Source organism: Scytonema sp. PRP1 (assembly GCF_036697665.2).
Taxonomy (GTDB): Bacteria; Cyanobacteriota; Cyanobacteriia; order Cyanobacteriales; family Nostocaceae; genus Kalymmatonema; species Kalymmatonema gypsitolerans.
Genome location: NZ_JBAHYJ020000066.1, coordinates 14698 through 41046, shown reverse-complemented (window position 1 = coordinate 41046; position 26349 = coordinate 14698). Strand labels below are relative to the sequence as shown.

Genomic DNA, 26349 nt, shown 5'->3' with positions numbered 1-26349 from the left:
TCGTTTTACAATGAGGCTGCATAGAATAGGAAATCACTCTCATCGTGATCAACCTTAATTGATAAGCATCTTAAAGCTTTAACATTCTGTGCAAGCTCAATGTAATTTGATATAAGACGTAGGTGGGCTAACAAACCTTTGAACACTTTTGTTGACGCAATAGATGCCTTTAGAACCGCTATGTCTTTTAGATTTTTTGATTGGTTAACCCATAATCGTAACGTATTTGCTGCCTACAAAGCCAGTTTGGGCTTTATTTGGACTTAATTTTTGTCTCAGTCCCGTTATTCTGCTTTAGCTTACCGAAAACTTGGGTTTAAAGCCCCGTCCTTCGTTTGACGGCTTTATTGACTTTTAGCATGATATGTTGTTTCACTTATGGCAATGCGGTAATACGCCTAGATAGCCAAGGTTGGTGGCTCGCCATCCAGAATGCTCAGCTACGTGCTCTTGTTGTGGGAATGAGAAATAAAAAAATTTGAATAAATCCTTTCAAACGCGGTCGGACAGTCCGTGTGCGCTTGTCGACGTATCCGCTCCGGGGATATTTGAATGCTTGCATTTGGGTATCTAGTCCGGACGGATGAAGCAACAATCCCCATGCCGCGATAGCTGGGGAGTGTCAAGAGATGGAGATTCAAGAATTATACGTCGAGCGTTGTTTTTTGTGCGTTTCCTATCTCAACGCCAATTAAATCCTAATGCCATGAGACTGCCCCCGATATAAAATAGATGCTTTTCAAACAGAGCATACTACATACTTGTCAACTCAAATTGAGATGCGCTTACCCTGGGTCGGTCACATCCTCATGGGTTTTCAGCTAGCCGTCCTTATAAGAAGTTCTTTCTGCTTTCTGTTCTTTTTTGCAAAAAGACTCTTCCCATAAACCCAAGCGCCAATAGACCTACCACATAAGAGGGTTCTGGTATTGCTTTTACTAATGGTTGAATAGATATAGGTAGTGTAAAATACTGTACTCGGTATTGATCTGTAGTAATGAGATCAAGTGGTACCGGAGCGCCGGCATTGTTCCAAATTATCCTGACTTTGCCATCTACATCAGTAATGTCTCGCAAAAAAGCATCAGCAAAGCTGTCCTCTAATTGTTCTAAGCCAGGCTCTTTTGTTGCTGTGATAGGGTTAGTAAAAAGGAGGAAATTATTATCATCAAATAACGTTGTCGTTCCTCCATCAATAGCTCCAAAAATATCGGAATAACTAAAATCTACTATCTTGGTTTCTTTGTAAAATAAACTAATATCTACATCATCTGGATTGGCTCGATAAATAAGTTCCTCAACAGGTGAATCAGGACTACCATACCAATCCTTTCCTAAAATATCATTACCTAAGTTCCACGTTTTAGTAACACTAAGATCGCCTTTTGGACTGAACCCAAAGCCAATATCCTTCAACGTAATCCCATTACTGCTTAGGAACTTACTGAAGTTAGTATAACCACTGATTCCAATCGCACTTGCCGATCTGACAGCTTGATTAAAAGGTTCGGGGCTTCCCTCTCGACCAGTTATATAATAGGAAGTATTGACACCTTTTTCAGCAGTCTTACTGATTTCTATATGACCATAATCTCGAGCAGATGGATCTAGACTACTGAAACCAAGATTCCCTTCATTTTCAAAAACATTTCCTAAAAAAACAATTCTATTTGCATTATCTTCACTTGGTAATGGTGGCAGAATTTGAAGGGCAAGGAGTGAACTAAAGACAAGTGTGTTGAAAGCCATAAATGTTACCTTAACTACAAGGTGTACTAAAGCTAATAGTTCTAAACTGTAGCTATCCTAATTTTAAACTCAGCTTAGCTCGACTTTATCCAATTAAGCAGCGTAAACCTTATTACTCCGGGGTCGCCCATTTTTTTGGGAGGCGCGAAAAAAGCCTACTCAGGGGTAAAAGATTGACCACCAAGTTGAGTGTAAATAGTAGTTGGAAAGCCAAGTAAGACAAGAATACGCTGCTGTAACGGTGAAAGAGGAGTTAAATGGGCATAAACTTCGTTTTTAACCTCAATCAATAGCAGGGTGATTTCCTTGAACACAGCAAGAAGAAGTTCATAGGTTCTGTAGGCATAAGACAGAACATGTACCTACTCAGTGTTTTTGAGAATATGTCACTGGGTATACTTATTTTCCCTTGTTTTTCCTAACTCATGAAAAAATGGGCGAACCGGGAGCAATAAGGTATGATGTTAGGCTATTGAAATACGTTTCCAAATTAAATAGCTAACCTGTTGCTTACCGTATAAAAGAAGGGGAGGTGTACGCAATTGTAGCCTATCATCTGTAATTTCAAAAAAGCGTTCTTGGTCTACACCAACCCAGTTAGGAAATAGGCTTGCTTCAATGTGATGAATGACTTTGTTGTCCCGGATTTCATATTTCCCACAATAAGCAAGGTAAGTTTGAGCTGCCATTGCCATCTCCTCTGTGCTTCCTCCCGCAACGTCTCCAGCCGCAAACTTAGGTCGATTGGCTTTCATGAGGGTCGCAGACATATATAGGTCGGAAGTATACATCAGGTAGCCAACCGCATCTGGACCTAATGGGTAGGTTACTTGACCATCAGCATCTCTGGTTTCAGAGGATACTAGCTGCCAAGTTCCTATAAACTGGTTTTGTACTATGTCATTATTTCTCAAATTTGTGTTCATTGTATTTCATCTCATTGGACACGATTAAGGCAATTTTTCAACTTGTCTGCCAGAATTTGGACGTAGGGTTCGATAAGCATTGTGTAATGATTGCCTGGAACAATGTGAACGTCTGGTGGTTGGCTAGAGAATTTGTCCGAATCTTCCCAATCAAGTTTAGATTTGTGGACAAATCCATCTAACCACTGACTGGCGTGAAATAGGGTAATCTGGTTTGGATAGCTTTGCATTTCGTAGTTTTGCACTTGTTGTAAGGAAGTTTGAACACCAGCTTTGTAAACTTGGAAAAGATAGTCAATTTGCGAGAGATCGGTATTCGGAGACAAGACCTCCGCTATTATTGCCTGCTTCAAAACATAGTTCAATTGTTCTTTGAAATCCAGCTTTTTAAGCTCCTCACAGTGAAGTGGTAGTTCCTTGTTGCGGCGAGCTCCCAGGTAACTGGCAAACCAGTAAACTAAGGCTGAATCATCTACTTCATTTATACCCTGGATTATAACGTCCAGCAAAGCTAGCAACAACACTTTATGGCCTTGCTTTTGTAGCTGCTGAGCCATTTCAAAGGCTACACAACCTCCGAACGACCAACCCCCTAAAAGGTATGGACCTTGTGGCTGAAGGGTTTGCAAAGCTTCGATGCAACGAGCTGCTACATCTTTGATGGAGGGAAAAGACAGCAATTGGTTCTCATAACTTCGATAGTTGTCAAGCTCAGATGGTTGCAGTGCGTAAAACGGTTGTTCCTTATCAAAGTAAGGTATCAAATTAGCGTAGCAAGAAATATCCAACCCACCTGGATGTACGCATACAAAAGGTATTTTTGAACCTCTAGGCTGAATTGCAACCAATAACTTAGATACTGAACTAGGATGTTCAACTGCAATTTCCAGTCCTGAGTCTTTAGATGTGCAAGACGTAGAAGATAACGCTTGTAGTTCTTCAAACACTTCTGTTGTTAAGTGTTTAATGCTTTGGAAGAAATTTACTGTCGGCATAACTATCCCTAGACCTGTTTCGATCCGGTTCTTGATATCTACTACCATAAGCGAGTCGAACCCCATTTCTTTTAAAGGCTGCTCTAGACTTATCTTTGAAGTAGAAAGCCCGAGCGCCCTAGCAGCTTGTTCACTCAAATAAGATTCAAGCATCTCATAACGTTCTTGTGGTTCTGCTGCTAAAAATTGCTTGAAAGTTAGAATTGGTTCAAGTTTTTGTTCAACAATAGGTGAGGTGAAAAATTCTTCAATTGTGTTGGAAACTATGTTTGGTTTTGCAACAGCAGAAGTGGTGCAAGCCTCTGGATGTGCTTCACATACTGGTACTTGAGCAATTATTATATGTTGTCCCAACACTTCTGCTGAAGAACCAAGTTCAGGGAAGGTCGCAACCTTCTCGAACCCAGAATCGCGAAGAGCTTCTTGCCACTGCTCATGTGAGAGAAGGGGGTTATCCTGTCGTAGTGGATCGTCAAATAACTGCCAACCTTCTATCAATGCCACGGAAATTTCTAACCAAGATGCATGCTCGGTGACTTCATTCAGCAGGAGCAAACCACCAGGAGCTAACAGAGATTGAACGTGCTTTAAGGTTTTTCCCAGGTTACAGGTGGCATGCAGGACATTGGTAGCTACGATCAAGTCGAAGCTTTGGTGATTGTAGCCCGCGTCCTGAGGATTTTGCTCTATATCTAGTAGACTATAATGGACAAAGGAATATTCCTTGAATTTTTGCTGAGCTCGAATAAAGAAAAAGTCGGAGATGTCCGTAAAGTAATAGGTCGTTCTTTCGGGCGGTAATACTGGCAGTAGAGATGTTGTCGTTCCCCCGGTTCCGGCTCCAATTTCTAAAATCCGTAGATGCTTACCAGGCGGCAGGGCTTTCACTACCGCTTCGGTAATACGTCTGGCTATATCGTTGAAGTATCGAGCCACAGCCCACTTTTCATAAATATTTTCGGCTGTCTCTAAGGAAGCTTCAGGAAACAGGGTTTCTAAGGGAGAAAGTTTACCTGTCAGGATGTTAGTTAACTGGTTGCCACAGCGCTGTAAATAATCCAGTAAGAAAGGTGCATCCGTGAAGAATTCTTTAGCATTATTGACAAGAGAGTTAATTTGAGGTGTGGGTAAGGGGCGATCGCAGACAAAAATTTCCTCTTCTTGTTGCTTTAGGAAACCAACGCTGACTAGTCTATTTAGCCACCGGGATAGAAGTTTTCTATAGGCCGATGAAATTTTGAACTGATGCAGTAAGTTGTCTAGAGAATGTATTTCACCGGGTTGGTTGTAAGCGCCAAAATTAGATAGCGCATTTGTGATGTATGCGATTGTCAACTCTTCCAAACACTGTTGCTTGGCTGGGTATGTGTGGAGTGCCAAATCCAGCGGACCTCGTTGGGCTTGATAACGACCGGCTGATACTGCCGACTCCCAGAGATGCAAGGCTTCTAAGTTCTCATCTCGCTGTTCTTCTTGAGTCCCCTCCAACCAGTAACGCTCTTTCTGCCAAGGATAAGTTGGCAGTTGAAGGCGGTGATGTGAATAATCTTGGTCAAAGCCTGACCAGTCTACTCTCACACCAAGTATGTATAAATTTGCCAAACTTTGTAGTATTTGCTGCCAATCTTCCTCCCCTTGACGTAGGCTGGGGAGCCAAACTCCTACTCCTTCTGGTAAACACTGGCGTCCCATACCCAACAAGATTGGCTTTGGACCTATTTCCACAAACACCTTGCAACCCATTTGTTGCAGCGTCTCCATTCCAGTTGCATACTTGACTGGTTGTCGTATATGACGGCACCAGTATTGAGGAGTTGCAATCTCAGCAGCAACTACTTTACCTGTCACATTGGAAACCACTTCTATATTTGGAAGGGAGTAGGATATCTCCTGGGCGACTCGCTGAAAATCTGCTAGTATCGGCTCCATTAAAGGAGAGTGGAAGGCATGGGAAACTTTCAACGTGGTTGTCTTGACTCCTTCCGCTGCGAGAGCAGTAACAACGCTGCATATTGCTTGACGCCTACCGGAAATGACAAGACTTTCTGGACCGTTATAGGCAGCAATTGAAACCTCTTGACCGTAGCGTTGAATGGCTGCTGTCACTCGCACCTCATCAGCTAACACTGCTACCATTTCACCATCAGGAGGCAGTAACTGCATTAAACGGGCACGTTCAGCTATCAATTTTAAACCATCTTCCAAGCTAAAGACCCCTGCAACACAGGCTGCGACATACTCTCCCACGCTATGACCCATAACAAAAGAGGGTTCTATGCCCCAAGATTTCCATAATTGGAACAGAGCATATTCTAGGGCAAATAAAGCCGGTTGTGTATAAGCAGTTTCATTCAGAGGAGAACTCATCCCCGGCTCAGGATAGAGAACTTCAAGCAGAGGTTTTTTGAGATAAGAACGCAAAATTTTATCTGCTAGGTCAATGGAGGCGCGAAAAGTCGGTTGGGTTTCATAAAGTTGGCGTCCCATGCCTATATACTGGGAACCTTGACCTGTAAACAAAAAGGTTATTTTGGGCTGACTTGTACCCTGCACGCACCCAGTAAAAACTCTTGTGGCTTCTTGCCCAGTGGTAAAGGCCGCTAGCTGTTCACGTAGTTCAACTGATGAAGAAGTTACGATACTCAGTCGATGATTAAAGTGCGAGCGTCCAGTATTGGCAGTAAAGCAAATATCTCCTATGCTTAAGGTCGGATTGTTTGCGAGATAACTATTATACTGCTCTGACAATTGCTTTAACGCCTCTTCAGTTTTCGCTGATAGTGTCAACAGATGCAGGGGACGTTCCATGTCCACTGAAATCGCTTCTGATACTGGTGCTTCTTCTAACACAATATGAGCGTTAGTGCCACTAAAGCCAAAGGAACTGACTCCCGCAAGACGGCGCTTTTCTCCTCTAGACCAGGGAATTCTCTGTGTTGTCACTACTATAGGTAGCTGGTTCCAAGGAATGTGAGGATTAGGCTGTTTGAAATGGAGATGAGGAGGAATTTCTTCATGCTGCAGTGTCAACACTACCTTAATTAGACCTGCTATTCCTGCGGCTCCTTCTAAGTGACCGATGTTGGTCTTTACCGAACCAACCATTAAGGGCTGATCTTGAGGTCGCTTTTTACAGTAGACTTCTGCTAAAGCTCCAATTTCAATTGGATCTCCTAAAGAAGTGCCGGTACCATGAGCCTCTATATAACTTACTTCGTTTGCTTCTACGTTCCCACTAGCCAAGCTTTGACGGATGACTTCCTCTTGAGACGGACCACTAGGTACCGTCAAACCACCACTAGGACCATCTTGGTTAACTCCTGACCCTCTAATCAAAGCTAAAATATTGTCTTTGTCCGCCACAGCATCCGACAAGCGTTTGAGAACTATCATTCCACAGCCTTCTGCTCGAACATAACCGTTTGCCTCAGCATCAAAGGTCTTGCAACGACCATCTGGAGCGAGCATTCGGGCTTTTGAGAAAGTAATACTAAGTTCTGGCGAGAGCAGTACGTTGACTCCTCCTGCTAAGGCTAAATCACACTCTCGATTGCGTAAACTTTGGCAAGCTAAATGCACTGTTACCAACGATGAAGAACATGCTGTATCTACTGATATGCTTGGTCCAGTGAAACCCAGAAGGTAAGACAAGCGACCCGATGCCATACTATGGCTATTGCCTGTAGCCAGGTAAGCATCAATTTCAGCAGGCGTTCTGGTCAATAAGTTTTGTTGGGAATAGTCACTGCTACAGATGCCGACAAATACTCCTGTTTTGCTTTTAAACAATTGTTCGGGTACTTGATTAGCATTCTCTAGCGCTTCCCAACTCACTTCTAGTATGAGGCGTTGCTGCGGGTCAAGGCTCACTGCTTCCCTGGGCGAGATGCCGAAAAATTGGGGATCAAAGGTACATACCCGGTCCAAAAACCCACCGTAGCGAGTGGATATCTTGCCTGGAACATCAGGATTTTCATCATAATAGCTATCAATATTCCACCGAGATTTTGGCACCTCGATGATAGCATTCACCCCATTGTGCAACAGTTGCCAAAAAGCCTCTGGGTTGTCAGATCCTCCTGGAAATCGACACCCGATACCAATGATAGCAATCGGTTCGGTTTTAGTACGCTCGAAATAGTCGAGCTTTGTCCTCATCTCCTTGAGATCGATTAACGCCTGCTTCATCAAAGACTGGTAGTCAGTATTGGCTGGATTCTTACTCATTAAGCTTTATCCTTATGTAGTGCTAATTCTTGGGCTAGCAATGTTGCGATTTCGTCCTGGGATAGTGAGTCTAAGGCATCAGAAAGACTATCAACTTTTTCGTCTGGTTCTTGTAACTCTAAAGCCGTTTCATTGTCAAACCCCATTTCCAGCACTTCCAAAGCCAAATACTCAACTAGTGCATCCAATGTTGGATAGTCAAATATCAAAGTTGAGCGTAAAGAGCGCCCTAAAGCACTATCTAGTCGATTTTTTAACTCAACAGCACTTAGGGAGTCTATTCCCAAGTCAAATAACCTTTGGCGTGGCAGAATTTGCTCCGGTGAACTCATACCTAAAACTTTTGCGACTTGGGAGCGAACATAAGTGGCTAGCAGATCTCGACGCTTGTGAGCAGGAGTTGCTTTTAATTGTTGTAGCAACTCAGGTTGTTGCTCTAGGCGCTGCCCAGACGCTTGTGCGAAATTCTCAAACAACGGTGTTGATGCTTGCTGTAAGAACTTCGACCAGTTCATGGGCTGCACGACCACTTGGGTTTTGTTCTGTCTGAGTAATTCACCAAGTATTTGGAGCCCTTGTGTAGACCGAATAGAACCTAATCCCAGTTCCGCTAATCGATGCTGGTTTTTACTATCTAGTTCTGCCGCCATGCCTGCCTCTATCCACGGTCCCCAGTTAATACTCAGCCCCGGTAATCCCAAGAATTGACGATAATGAGCTAAGGCATCCATAAAAGCGTTAGCTGCCACATAGTTCCCCTGACCGGGTGAACCCAACACTGAGGCGACTGATGAAAAGCAGACAAAAAAATCTAGCGACAAATTCCGAGTTAATGTGTGCAGATTCCAAGTTCCTTCTACCTTCGGAGCCATCACCCGTTGAAAACGTTCCCAGTTTTGCTGCAACAAAACTCCATCGTCTAAAACACCAGCAGCATGCACCACACCTCGCAAAGGAGGCATTGATGCTTTTACTGTTTCCAAGGCACGGGCTGCATCTTCAAAGTTGGAAATATCTGCTTTAACAACTAAAACCCGAGATCCAGCACGCTCCAATTGGCTAACAGCCTCCTGTGCTGTTTCAATGCCACGACGACTAATGAGTACTAAGTACCTAGCTCCCTGCTCCACCAGCCAGTTAGCGATTTGGAGCCCTAATGACCCCAGACCTCCTGTAATCATGTAGGTGCTTTGCTCCTGGATCGAAATCTTTGAAGTCTCAGTATCGGGAGCCATTTCTGACATTGAAACCACCACCTTACCGATGTGCTTAGCACCTGCCATGTAGCGGAAAGCTTCTACCACGTTGTTGATGGGAAATACCTTGTGAGGTAACGGTCTTAGATTACCTTGTTTGAACTGGTACATCAAGTCCTTAAGCATAGCTGCAGTGGAACCAGGGTTTTGCTGCTCCACTTCCCCTAAATCAAAAGGAAAATAAGAGACATCAGGTCTATTGGCTTTGACTTGGCGTTCATCCCAAATGTCAATTTTGCCAATTTCGACAAATCGACCTCCCTTGCCCAGAGCCTCAAAGCTTTTGGCAATAAATTCTCCGTTCAAGCTGTTAAAAACAATATCTACCCCTTCCCCGTTGGTAAGTTCCATCACTTTCAAAGCGAAATCTAGGGTGCGGGAGTTCATAACGTGTTTCACTCCCATTGACTTGAGAAAGTCCCACTTAGCTGTACTGGCTGTGGCAAAAACTTCTGCACCTGCTCGTTGAGCTAACTGCACTGCTGCTTGACCTACACCCCCAGCCGCAGCATGAATCAAAACACGGTCTCCGGGTTGAATTTTCGCAAGGTGGTGCAGCCCGTAGTATGCTGTCAAAAAGGTGAGCCCAATTGTAGCAGCTTCTTCAAAGCTCAAATTTTCCGGCTTGTGGGCAACCAAATCAGAGCGGATAGTGATATAGCTCCCTAAAGCATCATGAGCCATCACCGCTATAACGTCATCACCAACCGTGAAGTCTGAGACATTTTCTCCTACTGCCACTATTTTCCCCGCACACTCAAACCCAAATGTCATGTCGGTGGCAGAGGTGATGCCTAAATATTGTGCATAATACTCTTTAAGAAGTCCCAGAGCATTAAGGACATCCCTGAAGTTAAGACCTGTAGCGCAAACTTGAATCTCCACCTCACCAAGCCCTGGTTGACGGCGTGCGGTCGGTTCCAGAATTAAATTTTCAAAACTACCGTAGCTCGATGTTTTCAACTGGAAGGGCTGGTTTGTTGGCACCTGAAGTTGTCCCTCACTTTGGGAAGTTTGGGAACTATGGTCTAATCTGGCAACATAACGAACCCCTTGACGATAAGCAACCTGGTCTTCTTTGTCAGGAAACTGTAATTCTTTAACCAGTGCTTGAATGTCATCCGGTTCCTCCGAATTTGGGTCTAAGTCTAAACACACACAATGAAGTTCCGGATGCTCATTAGCAATGACTCGACCTAGTCCCCATATGGGTGCTTGTTGCACTTGCAATAGTTCCGTTGTTTTACCTACTTTTTGGGAGCCTTTAGTCACTAGCCAGAGACGAGGAAGATGGTTCCATCCGGCTTGTGATAGGGCTTGAACTAGATGTAGTACGGTGCCACAGCCAAAAACTTGCACGTTTTGTAAAGCGCTCATAGAGGAAGAATCCTGTATTTTCTCCTCTAGACTCCACAGGTGAACGATCCCACGGTAAGGAAGTTGATTATCCCGAACGATATCCTCGAGCAAATGCTGGAAGTCTTCTGGATGAGATGGGTTGATGTGGTATTCTTTTTGAGAAAAACTCTTATAGGTTTGACCGGGAGAAACCAAAACACAGCGTTCGCCGCGTTTTTCCAGTAGTTGGATCAGCTTAATCCCGATTTCTTGAGTATCAGCAAATACCAGCCAACTCCCTGGTTGCTCTGAAAGCATTGACTCTTCATCGTTTTCACGAGCCTTTGGTTGCCAAGTCACTTCGTACAACCAGTCCTGTATGTCTTGCTGGGCACCCCACACTGAAGATTCATGACTGGTTTGCTCTATGGTGAGTCCCTCTAATTGAACCACAACAGACCCGGTTTCATCAAAAAGCAATAAATCAGCACTCAGGCTTTGTTGTTCTGAACCCTTAGCTGGCCGCATTTGAACATAGTTCCATAGATTCACATTCAGCCCAGGACGACGGTAGATCCTCAGGCGCTCCAAACCCACTGGCAAATAGGTTTTTGTTTTGGCTTCTTTTGCCAACTGAGGTAAGGCAGCCATAATAGACTGTAAGCAGGCATCGAGCAGCACTGGGTGCAGTTTGTAGTCTTCTACCTCATTAGCTAATCCTTCTGGCATCCGAATCTGGGCTAGAGCTTCTCCTTCTTGCCCCCAGAGCCGATCGATGACTTGAAAGATCGGGCCATGATCGATGCCTTGCTCTCGATACTGTTGGTAGTAATCTTTGACAGATAACTCTTGCTCAAACCGAAGTTGTAACTGAGCTAGGTTTACCCGTTCTGGTTCTGGCTCTGGTTCTATAACACCAATCTTCCCGGAAGAATGCAGTCTCCAATACGAATTTTCCGAATTCTCTTGATTTGTAACAAGGCTGTAGATCTGGAATGAAGACCTTGGGGACTCTAAGTTAAGAATGAATTGAACTGTCTGAGTTTCATTCTCTGGCAAAATTAATGCCTGCCTAATCGCAACGTCCTCCATAACCAAATTCTCAGACTTGAAGACAGTAGCCCCGGCAGCCCATGCCATTTCAAGGTAAGCAGCGCCTGGTAGCACAACTTTTTCATATACGCGGTGATCCTTTAGAAAAGCTGGTGTACTTGGGTTGAGCCAGTTCTCAAACACAATTTCTTTAACAGGTGATTGCAGCCGTTGGCCGAGCAAGGGATGATGTTGATTTTGGAGGAGAGATTTTGGTTTTTGGATTAAAGGTTTTTCAGAAGTTTTAATCCAATACCGTGAACGCTGGAAGGGATACGTCGGCAATACTACCTTGCGACGGGAATAGTTACAATCAAAGTTCGTCCAGTCTATAGGTGTCCCCTGCACGTACAATTCTGCTAGGCTCTGTAGCATTTGCTGCCAATCCGAGTGACCTTGACGCAGGCTGGGGAGCCAAACACCTTCTTTGGCTGGTAAGCACTCACGCCCCATAGCCAACAAGGTTGGTTTGGGTCCTATCTCCACAAACACCTGATAGCCCTGCTGGTAAAGTGTTTTGAGACTCTCAGCAAATCGCACAGGCTGACGCAGGTGGCGACACCAGTATTCAGGCGTAATAGTTTCTGCAGTCAGTCGCTCTGCCGTAACGTTAGAGATGACGTCAATTTTAGGAGATGCGTAGGTTACGCTGGCAGCAACTTGGCGGAAATCTGCCAATATTGGCTCCATCAGTGGTGAGTGGAAGGCATGGGAAGTTGCAAGCTTTTTCGTCTTAATTCCTGCCTTATGCAGCGCAGTACAAGTTGCCCTCACTGCTTGCAATTCTCCAGAAATTACAGTATTTTGAGGACTATTGAGAGCAGCAAATGCTACTTTTTGTTCATCAATTTCAGTGATTGCACGAATTGCAGCCTCGTTGGCAAACACTGCTACCATCTCACCCTCTTGCGGTAGGTTTTGCATCAAGCGACTACGCTCGGCAATCAGTTTGAGTCCATCCTCTAGGTTCAAGACTCCTGCTACAGTTGCGGCAACATATTCCCCGACACTATGACCCATGACTGCATCAGGGTGAACACCCCAAGCTTTCCAAAGCTCTACCAAAGCATATTCAAGCGCAAATAAGGCAGGTTGGGCATAAGCTGTCTGGTCTAGTAGCGAAGTCTCACCCGGTTGCGGGTAGAGGACTGACAGGAGGGACCGCTCCAAGTAAGGACGTAAAATTTCATCGCAGCGTTCAAGTGCTTGACGGAAGATTGGCTGAGTTTCGTAGAGTTGACGTCCCATCTCAACGTAATGCGATCCCTGTCCCGTGAAAAGGAAGGCTATTTTGGGAGGAGTTTCACTATCTGCAATTCCACTTACCAGCCCAGCAGCCTGCTTGAGATTGGCAAAATCACTTAGTGTCTGATGCAACTGCTGAGTCGATTCAGCAACTACGGCTAGTCGGTGGGTAAAATGCGATCTCTTTGTATTTGCTGTAAAGCAGATATCCCCTATACTTAAAGCTGGATTGGCAGCTAAGTATTTACCATGCCGCAATGACGACTGTTTTAAAGATTCTTCTGTTTTAGCTGATAGGGTTAACAGATGTAAAGGACGTTCAATTTGCGTTTGCACAGGCTCGGATACTGGTGCTTCTTCTAGCACAATATGAGCATTGGTACCACTAAAGCCAAATGAACTGACTCCCGCAATTCGTTTTTTTTCACCTACAAGCCACGGCATTGGCTGAGTGGGGATCGTCATTGACAATCGATCCCAATTAAGATGAGGATTAGGTTGTTTAAAATGCAGATGGGGTGGAATTTCTTTGTGTTGTAGCGAAAGTACTACCTTAATCAAACCCGCTATGCCTGCTGCTGCTTCCAAATGACCAATGTTAGTCTTTAGTGAACCAATCACTAACGGTTGGTCTTGGGAACGCTCTTTGCCGAATACAGCGTCTAAAGCTTCTACCTCAATGGGGTCTCCCAAAGATGTACCAGTGCCATGAGCCTCTATATAGCTTAACTCTGCTGGCTTCACGCCACCCTTTTCTAAAGCTTGGCGAATCACTGCTTGCTGTGACAATCCATTAGGCACTGTTAAACCACTAGTATGACCATCCTGGTTAACAGCAGAACCTCGAATCAGCGCCAAAATGTTGTCTTTGTTAGCCACAGCGTCCGACAGACGCTTGAGTACTATCACCCCACACCCCTCTCCACGAACAAAGCCATCAGCTGCCATATCAAAGGTCTTGCAATGACCATCTGGAGCTAGCATTCGGGCTTTTGAGAAATTAACACTAGTTTCTGGTGAAAGGATCAGGTTTACACCCCCGGCTAGAGCTAAATCGCATTCTTCATTGCGTAAATTTTGACAAGCCAAATGAACTGCTACCAATGATGAAGAGCAAGCTGTATCCACTGATAGGCTCGGTCCTTGTAAACCTAAAAAGTAAGACAAGCGACCCGATGCCACACTATGGGAATTCCCTGTAGCTAAGTAAGCATCTATCTCAGTAATATCTCTACTAAAGGCGCGATGGCAATAGTCATTGCTACAGATGCCTATAAATACCCCCGTTCGGCTCCCAGTAAGCTGCTGGGGTACCAGACCTGCGTTTTCAAGGGCTTCCCAGCTTACCTCCAAAAGCAAACGTTGCTGAGGGTCAAGACTGACAGCCTCCTTAGGCGAGATCCCAAAGAAATACGGAGCGAACTCATCTATCTGATTGACAAACGCACCAAACCGGGTGTACATCTTGCCTGGAATCTCTGGATCGGGATCGTAGTAGGCATCAATATCCCATCGGTCTTTTGGCACCTCGGTGATGGCATCCACTCCATTATGTAGTAGTTGCCAGAAAACCTCTGGGTTATCCGCTCCTCCAGGAAATCGACAACCCATGCCAACGATCGCTATTGGTTCTGTCTTGGCACGCTCAATTGCCTCAAGTTTGGTTCGTGCTTCCTTAACAGAAAGAAGCAACCGTTGTGATGAAGAAAGCTTATCTATTCTTTCAGAAAGATTATCCATTTTAATTTTACCTTAGTAGCGTTTCTAGTCCTGCGAGTTCCTGAGCAAGCAATGCTTCAATTTCATCTTCGGAAAGCTGTTCTACTTCTTCTAAAACTGCAGTTCGCTCATCTTCACCTTTTTGTAAGTTTGTGTCATTGATAACAGGTGATTGCCAATCAAGTACTTCCTTGTCTAGATAATTCACCAAAGCTTCCACGTTTGGATAGTTAAAGGCTAAACTTGAAGGCAAGGAGCATCCTAAATCCGCTTGAAGGCGATTTTTCAACTCCACAGAAGTCAGAGAATCCATTCCAAGGTCGAAAAACCCTTGCTGTGAATCTATTGATTGTAATGGATTTAAACCCAAAACTTTAGCAACTTGAGAGCGGACATAAGCTAGTAGATAAGTACGGCGCTCCTCCGCAGTCGCTGTCTCCAAGTGTTTAAGAAACTCAAATTGCTGCTCCAACGGCTGCCGCGATACTTGCAAGAATTCAGCTAGGAATGGTGTGGCAGCAGATTTTTCCCTGAACTGCGACCAGTCGATCGGTGTTACACAAACCTGGACAGAAGACTGTGAAAACAATTGTTCCAGCGCTTCTAAGACTTGTTGTGGAGCTATAGTTGGGATTTCCTGTGCCTTCATCCGCTCGCCTGCTTGGCGGTTGGCATCGACTCCTACCTCAGCCACCGCTCCCCAGTTAATGCTCAATCCAGCTAGCCCCTGAGCTCGACGATAATAGGCTAAGGCATCCAGAAAAGCATTAGCAGCTGAATAGTTGGCTTGACCTGAACAACTCAATACAGAAGCAACAGAAGAAAACAGCACAAAAAAGTCTAAGGGCAAATTCTGAGTCAAAGTGTGCAGATGCCAGGAGCCTTGCACTTTAGGAGACATGACCCTTTTGAAGCGTTCCCAGTTCTGCTGTGGTAAAATGTCATCGTCCAGCACATTGGCAGAATGAATAATTCCCCGCAAGGGTGGAAGAGATTCCTCAATTGTTGCCAGTATTTGGGCGACTTGCTCAACGTCAGACACATCTGCTTGGAACACAATGACCTCAGCACCGGAGAGGTTGAATTCCCTTGACTGACTCCTGACAACTGAGCTAGCTTCAGTGTGTTCTACGAGCACCAAATGCCGCGCTCCTTTCTCCACTATCCAGCGAGCCGCAAGCAAACCTAAGCCCTCCAGACCACCGATAATTAAGTAGGTGCTGTCTCCTGCTATCGAAGGGAGATCGGGATTTGTGTCTGTTGCTGTTGAGTGCTGAGAACCCACAATCTTGCCAGATTGAATTGTAGTGTCTTGAGTTTGGCGGTTACGCACTAACCTAACAACATAACGACTCTGCCCACGGAAAGCTATTTGGTCTTCCGTAGCCTCTGACCATATTTCTTCAAAGAGAGCTTGTGCCCGATCCCCTGTCGCCTGTGGATCTAAATCCACCATCACACATTTGAGTTTTGGGTTTTCTTTGGCAATTACTTTCCCCATTCCCCATAAGGGAGATTGAGCTAACCCAGGAACATAGTCATTGGTAAATGGCGATTGAGACGCTGAGATTGTGACTGGTACAGCGCCCTGGGTTACTAACCAAACAGAAGGAGGTTGGGTAAATTCTGTTTCTGCCAAAGCTTGAATTAAGTGCAAGGTACTACCGCATCCTTGCTTTGAAGCCGCTTCCAAGTCCAAACTAGTTAACTCTTCTGCCTTCACTGCATCCAAGCTCCAGCAGTGTACCACCCCCTGTAAGTGAGGCTTATTTGTCCTCAAGACCTCCTTTAACACCCGCTTAAAGTCGGCTGGGCACATAGGATCTATCTTGTACTCTCCCTTGCTTAACTGTTCATACTCCTTCCCAGGGAAGACAAGGGTGCATTCTTCTCCTTTGGACTGTAGGTTTGCGACCAACTGCTGACTCACCCCGCGCTCATCCGCGAAAATTAGCCAGCTTCTTGGCTCAGAATTAACCTCTTCTTGCTTAAACTGGGATGCTTGTGCTAGTATAACTGACTCATGAGATACAATTCCTTGATTTTCTAGCTCAGACCCAACGGAAACAGCATCTTGGAATCCCACTTCTTGAAACAGTTTTAACCATTGAGAAACAGACAGCAATGGGTGTTTGGGTCGCAAATCCAAGTCAGCAAATCTCCACCAACCTTCTGTTAACCCAGCGAATAAGTCCACCCAGCGCAAGCGAGTGGTTATCTCTATTAAGAGTACCATTCCCCCAGGCGCTAACAACTGCTGTATGTGCTGCAAGGTTTGTCGCAAATCTGCAGTTGCGTGCAGCACATTAGCTGCCACAATCAAATCATACTGATGATTTTCAAATCCTTGGGAAGAAGGATCTTGTTCTATGTCTAAAATTTGATAGCGTACAAAAGGATAGTCTTGGAACTTCTTCTGGGCCTGAGTCGTAAAGAACGCCCCCACATCGGTAAATACGTATTCTGTCTGTTCGGGGTTTAGGTACGGCAAAATATAAGAGGTTGTCCCCCCAGTACCGGCTCCAATTTCTAGCACTCGCACCCCTCGCCCTTTAGGTAATTTCTCCAATGCTGATAAAACCGCTTTTTGAGCCAAAGTGTTGATGGCCTTTGCCCTTGGTGAATCTTGATAAATCTGAGCAGCAGAGATTAAATCTCCTTCAGGGAACAACAACTGTAGCGGGTCACACTCTCCCCGTAGTACCAATGGCAAGTTTAACCCGCAACGCCCTAGCATAGTCAACTCTGCTACAGCCACTGGGTATTTGGCTATAAGGGTACTTATTTGCTCTTGGGGGTTTTGAAGAGGAGGTACTTGAGTGACTTCCCACTCTTGACCGCTTTGGCGTAACAGACCAGCTTCGGTCAGCATCTCCAGCAGGCGGCTCAACAAGCGTTGGTACTGGCTAACCACGCCCAACTGTGCGGCGAACGCTGCTGTTGAGAAGCGCTGTTCTAGATGAAACTCCCATCCCATTTGCTGGAAAGCGCTTACGACATAAGCAAGGCTTAAATCTTCCAATTGTGAGAGTACTTCTCCATAAAAAATTTCTAAATCAGGTTGGGTCATCAACTCAGTGAAGTACGGCTCTAGGGGATCGCTGATTTGTTTGGGAGTAGGCAAGTAGTTGGATGGTAATTGCCTACCCCAAAGCACCTGGGGTCGCCACTCAACTTTATAGAGCCAATCAGACAGGGACTGTTGTGTGCTTCCCAGCAAGACTTCACGATTGGCACGCTTGAACTGCAGTCCCTCCACTACTGCTATCACCTGTCCATCTTGTGCAAACAGGCGTACATCTGCACTCAGGGTCTGCTGATTTGAGCTGTTAACTGGATGTACTTGAGCATAGCTCCACAAACACAGGTGAGGACGACTGTAGACCTGCAGACGTTTTACACTCACTGGTAGATAAATATTTTCCTTGCCCAAATCAGAAAAAGTTGCTCCAACAACCTGGAAGCAGGCATCTAGTAAGACTGGGTGCAACTGGTAGTCCCCGGCTTCCAAGAACAAGGCTTCTGGTAAGCGAACCTCGCCGAGGGCTTCTCCTGTAGATTGATCTTTTTGGCTGCCTTGAGGCGATCGCCAAATCTGTTTCAAAGCTTGGAAACTCGAGCCATAGTCAATTGAGTAGTCTCGCCACTGTTGGTAGTATTGTGGAACCAAAATCTCTTCCGAACACCGTGTTTGCCAAGTAACTAAGTTCGTTTGAGGTATTTGTTGGTCTTTTTCCGCCACAAGCACCTTGCCAGTAGCATGAAGTGTCCAAGACGACTTAGTGTTGTCCTCATCCAACTGATTAAGGCTAAAAATTTGGAAAGAATACTTTAAAGTCCCCTCTTGAGCCAAAATGACTTGGATGGTTTTAAGATAATCTTTTGGCAAAATCAGAGGCTGCTGGATGAGGACTTCCTCTACTACCAAATTATTTGTTTTGAAAACGCTCACCCCAGCCGAATAAGCCATTTCTAAGTACGCGGCTGCTGGAAGAATAGCTTTATGATAGATAAGGTAGTCAGCTAAAAAAGCAGGTACTTCTTGGCTGATTTGGGACTCGAAATAAATCTGCTGCGAATTTCCTGCTAATTCCAGCGGCCGACCTAGTAAGGGGTGAAGGCTGCTAGCACCATTGTTGGTTGTGGAAAGTAATCTCGTTTTACGATTGACAAGGTCAGCGGTATCCACCCAGTAGCGCTGTTGTTGCCAGGGGTAGGTTGGCAGTGGCAGGCGGCGTCGGTGATAATCTCGCTCAAAGCTTGACCAGTCTACTGGCAATCCTCTGACGTACAACTCCCCTAAACTCTGGAGTAGCTGTTGCCAGTTATCTTGTCCTGGGTGCAAACTGGGTAACCACAAGTGCTCCACCTGATTTTGAGAATTTGCGATACAGTTGCGTCCCATTCCTAACAATGTCGGCTTTGGTCCGATTTCTACAAACACCTGATAACCTAGCTCAGCAAGTTTTTCCATGCCAGAAGCAAATCTGACTGGCTGCCGTACATGATGACACCAATATTCAGGAGTGATGATTTCAGTTGTGCTTAACCCACCAGTTACATTGGAAATGAAGTCGATTTTCGGGGATGAAAAAGTTACCTGTGCTGCAATCTGCTCAAAAGCCGCAAGCATTGGTTCCATCATGGGCGAGTGGAAGGCATGAGAAACCCTCAACTGTCTCGTCTCAACTCCATTTGCTTTCAGGTTAGTAACCACTAACTCTACTGCCTGACGCTTACCAGAAATCACTATATTCTCCGGACCGTTAATGCTGGCAATCGAGACATCTTGGCAGTAGATTTCAATAGCTGCTTCCACCTGCGTTACAGGAGCAAACACTGCCACCATCGCACCTTCCTCAGGCAAGGCTTGCATCAAACGCGCCCGTTCGGCAATTAGTTTCAAACCATCTTCTAGGCTGAACACCCCCGCTATAGTTGCGGCGACATATTCTCCTACACTATGACCCATGACAGAAGAAGGCTCTATGCCCCAGGACTTCCATAACTGGGCAAGCGCATACTCTATAGCAAATAAAGCTGGTTGAGTGTAAGCGGTCTCATCAAGTAGCGAACTCATTCCCGGCTCGGGATACAGAACTGCCAGCAGGGGCTTTTCGAGATAAGAACGCAAAATGCGATCGCAGTAGTCAAGAGTTTGTCTGAAGGTGGGTTGGGTTTCATAGAGTTGGCGTCCCATACCTACATATTGCGACCCTTGACCAGTAAACAGGAAGGCTATTTTGGGCTGACGGGTATTTGGTACTATTGCTTGCGTTATTCCTGTGACGTCCTGTCCTGCTTTCCAAGCAGCCAGTTTTTCCCGGAGTTGGTTCGTTGATTCGGCGACTACACTCAGTCGATGCGAAAAGTGCGAGCGACCTGTAGCAGCACTAAAGCAGATATCTTGGATGGCTAAAGCTGGGTTAGCAGCTATGTATTGCTCGTAGCGAAGAGCCAACTGCTTAAGAGCTTCTTCAGTCTTTGCTGATAAGCTCAGCAAATGCAGGGGCCGATCCACTGCTTGTGTGACAGGCTCTAAATGTGGTGCTTCTTCCAGCACCACATGTGCATTGGTGCCACTCATGCCAAAGGAACTCACCCCAGCAATGCGCGGTTTTCCTTGTAAGGGCATTCGTGATTCAGGCACCCTTAGTGAGAGTTTATTCCAGTTAATATGGGGACTAGGAGTTTGGAAGTGTAAATGCGGTGGAATCTCTTTGTTTTGAAGGGATAACACTACCTTAATCAAACCCGCTATACCAGCAGCAGCTTCCAAGTGACCGATGTTAGTTTTGACTGAACCAACAATCAGAGGTTGGTCTTTTGATCGCCCTTCACCTAATGCTGCTGCTAAAGCTCTGAGCTCAATTGGATCTCCTAGAGATGTGCCTGTACCATGTGCCTCCACATAACTCACCTGAGATGGCTCTACTTTGGCATTTGCCAGGGCTTGACTAATGAGTGCTTGTTGTGCTTCTTTATTCGGAACTGTTAGCCCACTGCTTTGTCCATCATGATTAACTGCTGAACCTCGAATCAGTGCCAGAATGTTATCACCATCAGCAATGGCATCAGAAAGACGTTTTAGTACAATAACCCCACATCCTTCGCCTCGCCCGTAACCGTCTGCAGCAGCATCGAAGGTTTTACAGCGACCATCAGGAGATAAAGCTTGCGCTCTAGATAAAAAAATTGTAACTTCAGGTGACAAGATGAGTTGTACCCCAGCTGCTAGGGCAAGGTTAGACTCGCCAGCACGCAAGCTCTGACAAGCCAGATGCACTGCTACTAAAGAAGAGGAACAAGCTGTATCTACCGCTATATTAGAACCTCGTAAACCCAGAATATGCGACAATCGACCAGAGGCAAAGCAAAAGCCATTTCCTGTGCCATCATAAGCGTTGATGCGTGCATGATCGCCAGAGTTTAGTTGCAATCTTGCGTAATCATTTTGACCTATTCCAAGGAAAACACCAGTTTGGCTGTCAGTAAGTTGATTTGGTGCTACTCCAGCATTTTCCAGGGCTTCCCAACTGACCTCTAACAGCAAGCGCTGCTGCGGATCCATGCTCACTGCTTCTCGAGGGGAGATTCCAAAAAAGAGAGGGTCAAACTCGTCTACCTGTTGTAAAAGTCCAGCGTGGCGGATGTACATTTTGCCTAGAGTACCAGGATCGGGGTCATAGTAACTATCAATATCCCAGCGCTGTGAAGGAATCTCCGTGATAGCATCTACCCCATCCTTTAATAGCTGCCAGAAAGATTCTAAGTCATTGGCACCTCCAGGAAACCGACAATTCATGCCAATAATGGCGATGGGTTCCCTTTTAGAACGCTCAACTGCCTCAAGTTGAGCAACTGCTTTATCTAGGGCAACAACCAGTCTTTTTGAAGATATTTGGTGCGTACTTTCAGAAAAATTCGTCATTTTAGTTACCTTTAACTAAGAATTCCAGCTTTGCTAATTTCTGGGATATTATTGATGCTTCGACTTCATCGTCGGTAAGTTCTTCTACTGCAGACAAAGCTTTAACTTTCTCGTTTTTACTTTGAAGTTGGTCTGCATCAGGTGTTTTCGGTAACTTCCAACCCAGCACCTCTTGGGCTAAATACCTAGATAGTTTTTTAATGGTCGGCGATTCAAAGGTTAAAGTGGAAGGAAGAGAAGAACTGAAACTGCTTTCGAGTCGTTTTTTAAGTTCAAATGCCATTAAAGAGTCCATGCCCATGTCGAAAAAACCTTGTTGTGGATCTAACTGGGATGGGTCACACCCTAGCACCTGAGCAACTTCTCCTTGAATGTAAGTTATCAAAATGCCTTCTTTGTCGCTCTGTTTTGCTGCCTCCAGTCGTTCTAAAATCTTCGACTTTTGATCTGAGTGCCGCTTTATAGTTTCCTGTAGCTGTGTTGCAATATGTTCCAGGAGTGACCTTTGTCCCCTTGCTTGATAGAGGTCTTTAAACAAGGTCCAATCAACGTCAGCCACAGTTGTCTGAATACAACTAGCCCCAAGCAGATAACCTAAGGCACTAACCGCTTGCTGTGGTGGCAAGGCTTTTACTCCCATCCGAGATAACCAAGTCTGAGCTTCTGGTACCGCCATACCACCGCCAGTCCAAGGACCCCAATTCACACTTAAAGTCTTCATCCCAAGCGCCTGACGATAATGAGCAAACACATCTAGAAAATGATTTGCTGCTGCATAATGTGCTTGTCCCTTAGAACCCCATACTGAAGCTATTGAGGAGAAACTTACAAAAAAATCCAACTTGATTTTCTGTGTGAGTTGATGTAAAATCCAAGTCCCCACAACCTTAGGACGCAATACCGACTCTAAGCTGTTGAGATCTATCTCATTTATGGCTTGCTGTGCAACGAGGCCAGCGGCATGTATAATCCCTCGCAAAGATGGCATAGAGGAATTTATATCCTCCAGCACCTTAACCATATCTCCCTGATTACATACATCAGCCTGAATCACTAAAACTTTGGTTCCGACTTGCTCCATGCGGGTGACAAATGCCTTGGCTTGAGCAGAAGCTCCATGACGCCCAGTTAAAACCAAATACCGGACACCCTGCTCGACCATCCATTCAGCAACTTTGAGACCTAAAGATCCTAAACCTCCAGTAATTAAGTAGGTAGCATCTGATTGAAACAACACTTCCTGGGATACTGACAACTGACTCTGCACCAGGCGAGCTACGTATCGCTGTCCTCGACGAAAAGCAAGATGGTCTTCACCAAGAGAGTCTTGCATCTCTGTTATTATCATTGCTATTTCATCTTCATCTTTCGATGTTTCAGGAGCTAAGTCAATCATTCCTCCCCACAGTTCGGGGTATTCTAGGGCAACGACTTTACCCAATCCCCACAAGGGAGCTTGAGCTAACGCTCTTGATCTCGTATCTGGCTCAACTGGCTGAGATCCTCGCGTTACTAACCACAATCGAGGTAAAACCGATTGACAATGCTTGAGTAGCCCCTGCACCAAATGCAGCACACTACCACATCCTAATTTCTGTGCCTGTTCTAAGGCAGAGATAGTCAACTCATCCGAAAATGTCGCCTCTAGACTCCACAGATGGATAATTCCCTTTAAAAAGCACTCACTTTTGCTCGTAATCTCACAGAACAACTGCTCAAAATCTGTTGGACTAGAAGGGTTGAGGCAGAAAATTCCTGTTTCCAGCTTTTGATAGGCATCTCCAGCATAGACCAAAGTGCAGCTTTGACCTTGCTCCTGCAAAGATTTTGCTAACGCTTGCCCTATCCCATCTGGATTAGCGAAAATCAACCAATGGTGAGATTCCAAGTCGTTGGTAGTCTTTAAAACAGTTTTCAAGTCACGTGGTTTGGGTTGCCACTCTAGTTGATAAAGCCAATCTTTAATAACAGATGCTGTTTGCTGTTGTTCATACTGCTGAACTAATAAATCTAACAGCTTAGGTAGTACTTTTATTTCCTCTTCTGAAAGTTTTCCTACTTTTTCTAACTGCTGAGTTAACTGTTTAGTATTGCCCTGATTGAAAAGATTAATAATTGAGGTTGAGGCATTCTCTTGACAAGACACTGAAAATTGGTGTTCATCTTCAGTTGTTTTGACCCAATAGCGCTGCCGTTGAAATGGATAAGTCGGCAGCACAACTTTACGACGTGAGTAGTCTTGGTCAAAGCCAGACCAGTTCATTGGCACACCATGCACGTAAAGTTCCGCCAAACTTTGGAGCATAGCTTGCCAGTCCTTATAGCCAGAGCGCAGACTCGGAAGCCACACTTGCGCTTTTTCTGGTAGACATTGGCGACCCATTCCTAGTAGGGTTGGCTTTGGACCAATTTCTAAAAATACCTCATACTCTTGCTGAGCAAGGGTCTGCATGCCAACAGCAAATTGCACCGGCTGACGCAGGTGAGTTAACCAGTACTCAGCAGTCGCTATCTCTGCATTCACAAAATTCCCTGTTACATTGGAAATCAAATCTATGCGTGGGCAAGAGTAGTTTACCTGTCGAGCAACTTCCTCAAACTCCGCCAGCATTGGTTCTATCAACGGTGAGTGAAACGCATGAGACACTGGAAGCTTTATCGTTTTTAGGCCTTGGCTTTCCAGAGTGGTCAGTGCTTGCCGCACAGCCTGACGCTGACCTGAAATTACTATATTGTTTGAACCGTTAATGGCGGCAATCGAAACCTGTTTTAAGTGGGGTTGAATGGCTGCTTGCACCTCTACCTCTGGGGCAAACACTGCTACCATCTCACCATTTTGAGGCAAGGCTTGCATAAGAAGCGCCCGCTGGGCAACAAGCTTCAAACCATCTTCTAAGCTAAATACTCCTGCGACAGTTGCAGCAACATATTCCCCCAAACTATGACCCATCACCACCTGTGGGATAATTCCCCAGGATTGCCATAACTGGTACAGGGCATACTCGAGAGCAAATAAGGCAGGTTGGGTGTAAACAGTTTCATTCAGGGGAGAATTCTCTCCATCTGCTGGGTATAAAACTTCCAGCAGTGGCAATTTCAGATATGGTCGCAGAATTTCATCACAATAGTCGAGAGTTTGCCGGAAGGTGGGTTGTGTTTCGTATAGTTGGTGTCCCATGCCCACATACTGTGAACCTTGCCCCGTAAATAGGAATGCTATTTTGGGGGGATCACAGCTTTGAGCCATTCCATTTACTAGCCCAGCAGTCGGCTTTCCATTGGCAAAATCACTCAGTACCTGTTGTAACTGCTCAGTAAATTCAGCGACGACGGCTAGTCTGTGAGCAAAATGCGATCGCCCTGTATTCGCCGTAAAGCAAGCTTCAGCCAAACAGGCTTGTGGATGGGACTGAAAATAATCTTTATAATCTTGTGCTAACTCCTGTAGTGCCTTTTCACTTTTTGCTGACAGGGTCAGAAGGTGCAGAGGGCGTTCAATATCACTTGCTACTGCAGTAGGTACAGGTGCTTCTTCCAGAATAATATGGCAATTGGTGCCGCCAAAGCCAAACGCGCTTACCCCTGCTAATCGGCAATCCGTACCAGCAGACCAAGGTTGGCATTTAGTAGGAATGGACAAGGGCGTTCCTTCCAGAGAAATATACGGATTCATCTGGTTGAGGTGTAAGTGCGGTGGGATTTCCCGATGTTGCAAAGACAGTACTACCTTAATTAAACTAGCAATGCCAGCAGCTGCTTCCAAATGACCAATATTGGTTTTCACCGAACCAATCCAACAGGGCTGGTCTTTTGAGCGTTCTTGCATGAGCACTGTTTTTAAAGATTGAACTTCGATTGGATCTCCCAAAACAGTACCAGTGCCATGAGCCTCAACATAACTAATTTGCCCTGGTTGCACCTGAGCGTTTTCTAAAGCTTGGCGAATGACTGCTTGTTGAGAAAGTCCATTAGGTGCCGTGAGCCCATTGCTCAGACCATCTTGATTAACTGCTGAGCCTTTTATAATCGCCAGAATATTGTCTCCATCTCTAAGAGCATCACAAAGGCGCTTGAGAACTACTATACCACAGCCTTCCCCCCGCACGTAACCATCGGCACTGGCATCAAAGGTCTTACAACGACCGTCAGATGCCATCATTTTTGCTTTAGAGAAAATAATGTTCAGGTGTGGAGACAAAATCAGGTTTACGCCTCCAGCTAGTGCTAGATGAGACTCTCTACTGCGTAAACTCTGACAAGCCAAATGTACTGCTACCAAAGAAGCGGAGCAAGCAGTATCTATAGCTAAACTGGGTCCACGCAAGTCTAGTACATAGGATAGGCGATTGGCTATAATTGAGCGGCTAATACCAGTGCCACTGTGTGCACTTAAGTTAATGAAATCTTGACACAGAATCTGATGATAGTCACCGTTGCTAATTCCAATGAACACCCCAGTTTGGCTACCAGCTAGCTTGTCCGACATCAGTCCGGCATTTTCTAGGGCTTCCCAAGCGACTTCCAACACTAGTCTTTGCTGGGGATCAATCTGTTGTGCTTCTCGGGGGGCGATCCCAAAAAACTGGGATCAAATTTGTCTACATTTTTAAGAAAGCCACCCCATCGAGTACTCATTTTGACTGGCTTAGCTGGATCTGAGTCATAAAACGCGTCAATATCCCACCTATCTGACGGCACCTCAGTGATTAAGTCCTGACCCTCCCTCAACAAATTCCAGAAAGATTCTGGGTCTCTAGCGCCAGGAAAACGACAGCCAATGCCAATAATTGCTACAGGTTCCATACTAAGCTGATACAATTTAATTTATATATTTTCAACGAGTAGGAAAAGGCGTACTTGTCTATGCTTGT

Annotated in this window: 6 protein-coding genes and 3 pseudogenes; 1 reads left to right on the top strand and 8 read right to left on the bottom strand. The window is 45.3% G+C overall.

Annotated elements, in window-relative coordinates; genetic code table 11:
- Window positions 1-111: 111 nt before the first annotated feature.
- A pseudogene (locus tag V5G28_RS13335) lies at window positions 112-267 on the top strand (IS701 family transposase); the annotation flags it as partial.
- A gap of 564 nt (window positions 268-831) precedes the next feature.
- On the opposite strand, the gene V5G28_RS13330 reads toward V5G28_RS13335, so the two are convergent.
- The 8 genes and pseudogenes from V5G28_RS13330 to V5G28_RS13300 form a co-directional block, all read right to left on the bottom strand.
- Window positions 832-1749 carry a hypothetical protein gene (locus V5G28_RS13330; RefSeq protein WP_332987382.1) on the bottom strand — a complete coding sequence of 306 codons (918 nt, stop codon included), beginning with the start codon at window positions 1747-1749 and terminating at the stop codon, window positions 832-834.
- 155 nt (window positions 1750-1904) lie between these two features.
- A pseudogene (locus V5G28_RS36710) lies at window positions 1905-2084 on the bottom strand (IS1634 family transposase); the annotation flags it as partial.
- A gap of 129 nt (window positions 2085-2213) precedes the next feature.
- A complete protein-coding gene (locus V5G28_RS13325; protein WP_332987381.1) occupies window positions 2214-2675 on the bottom strand; it encodes a lipocalin-like domain-containing protein in 462 nt (153 codons plus the stop codon).
- Window positions 2676-2686: 11 nt separating this feature from the next.
- On the bottom strand, window positions 2687-7897 hold the full coding sequence (locus V5G28_RS13320) for a beta-ketoacyl synthase N-terminal-like domain-containing protein (protein ID WP_332987380.1): 5211 nt from the start codon (window positions 7895-7897) through the stop codon (window positions 2687-2689).
- Window positions 7897-14568, bottom strand: coding sequence for a type I polyketide synthase (locus V5G28_RS13315; protein ID WP_332987379.1), 6672 nt, complete (start codon window positions 14566-14568; stop codon window positions 7897-7899). The genes V5G28_RS13320 and V5G28_RS13315 overlap by 1 nt, the downstream gene beginning before the upstream one ends.
- A 7-nt stretch (window positions 14569-14575) precedes the next feature.
- On the bottom strand, window positions 14576-21478 hold the full coding sequence (locus V5G28_RS13310) for an SDR family NAD(P)-dependent oxidoreductase (protein WP_336230540.1): 6903 nt from the start codon (window positions 21476-21478) through the stop codon (window positions 14576-14578).
- A gap of 1 nt (window position 21479) precedes the next feature.
- Window positions 21480-22118, bottom strand: a complete 639-nt coding sequence (locus tag V5G28_RS13305; protein ID WP_332987401.1) for an acyl carrier protein — start codon at window positions 22116-22118, stop codon at window positions 21480-21482.
- Between the two features lie 105 nt (window positions 22119-22223).
- Window positions 22224-26281 (bottom strand): annotated as a pseudogene (locus V5G28_RS13300) (type I polyketide synthase); the annotation flags it as partial.
- Window positions 26282-26349: the final 68 nt, after the last annotated feature.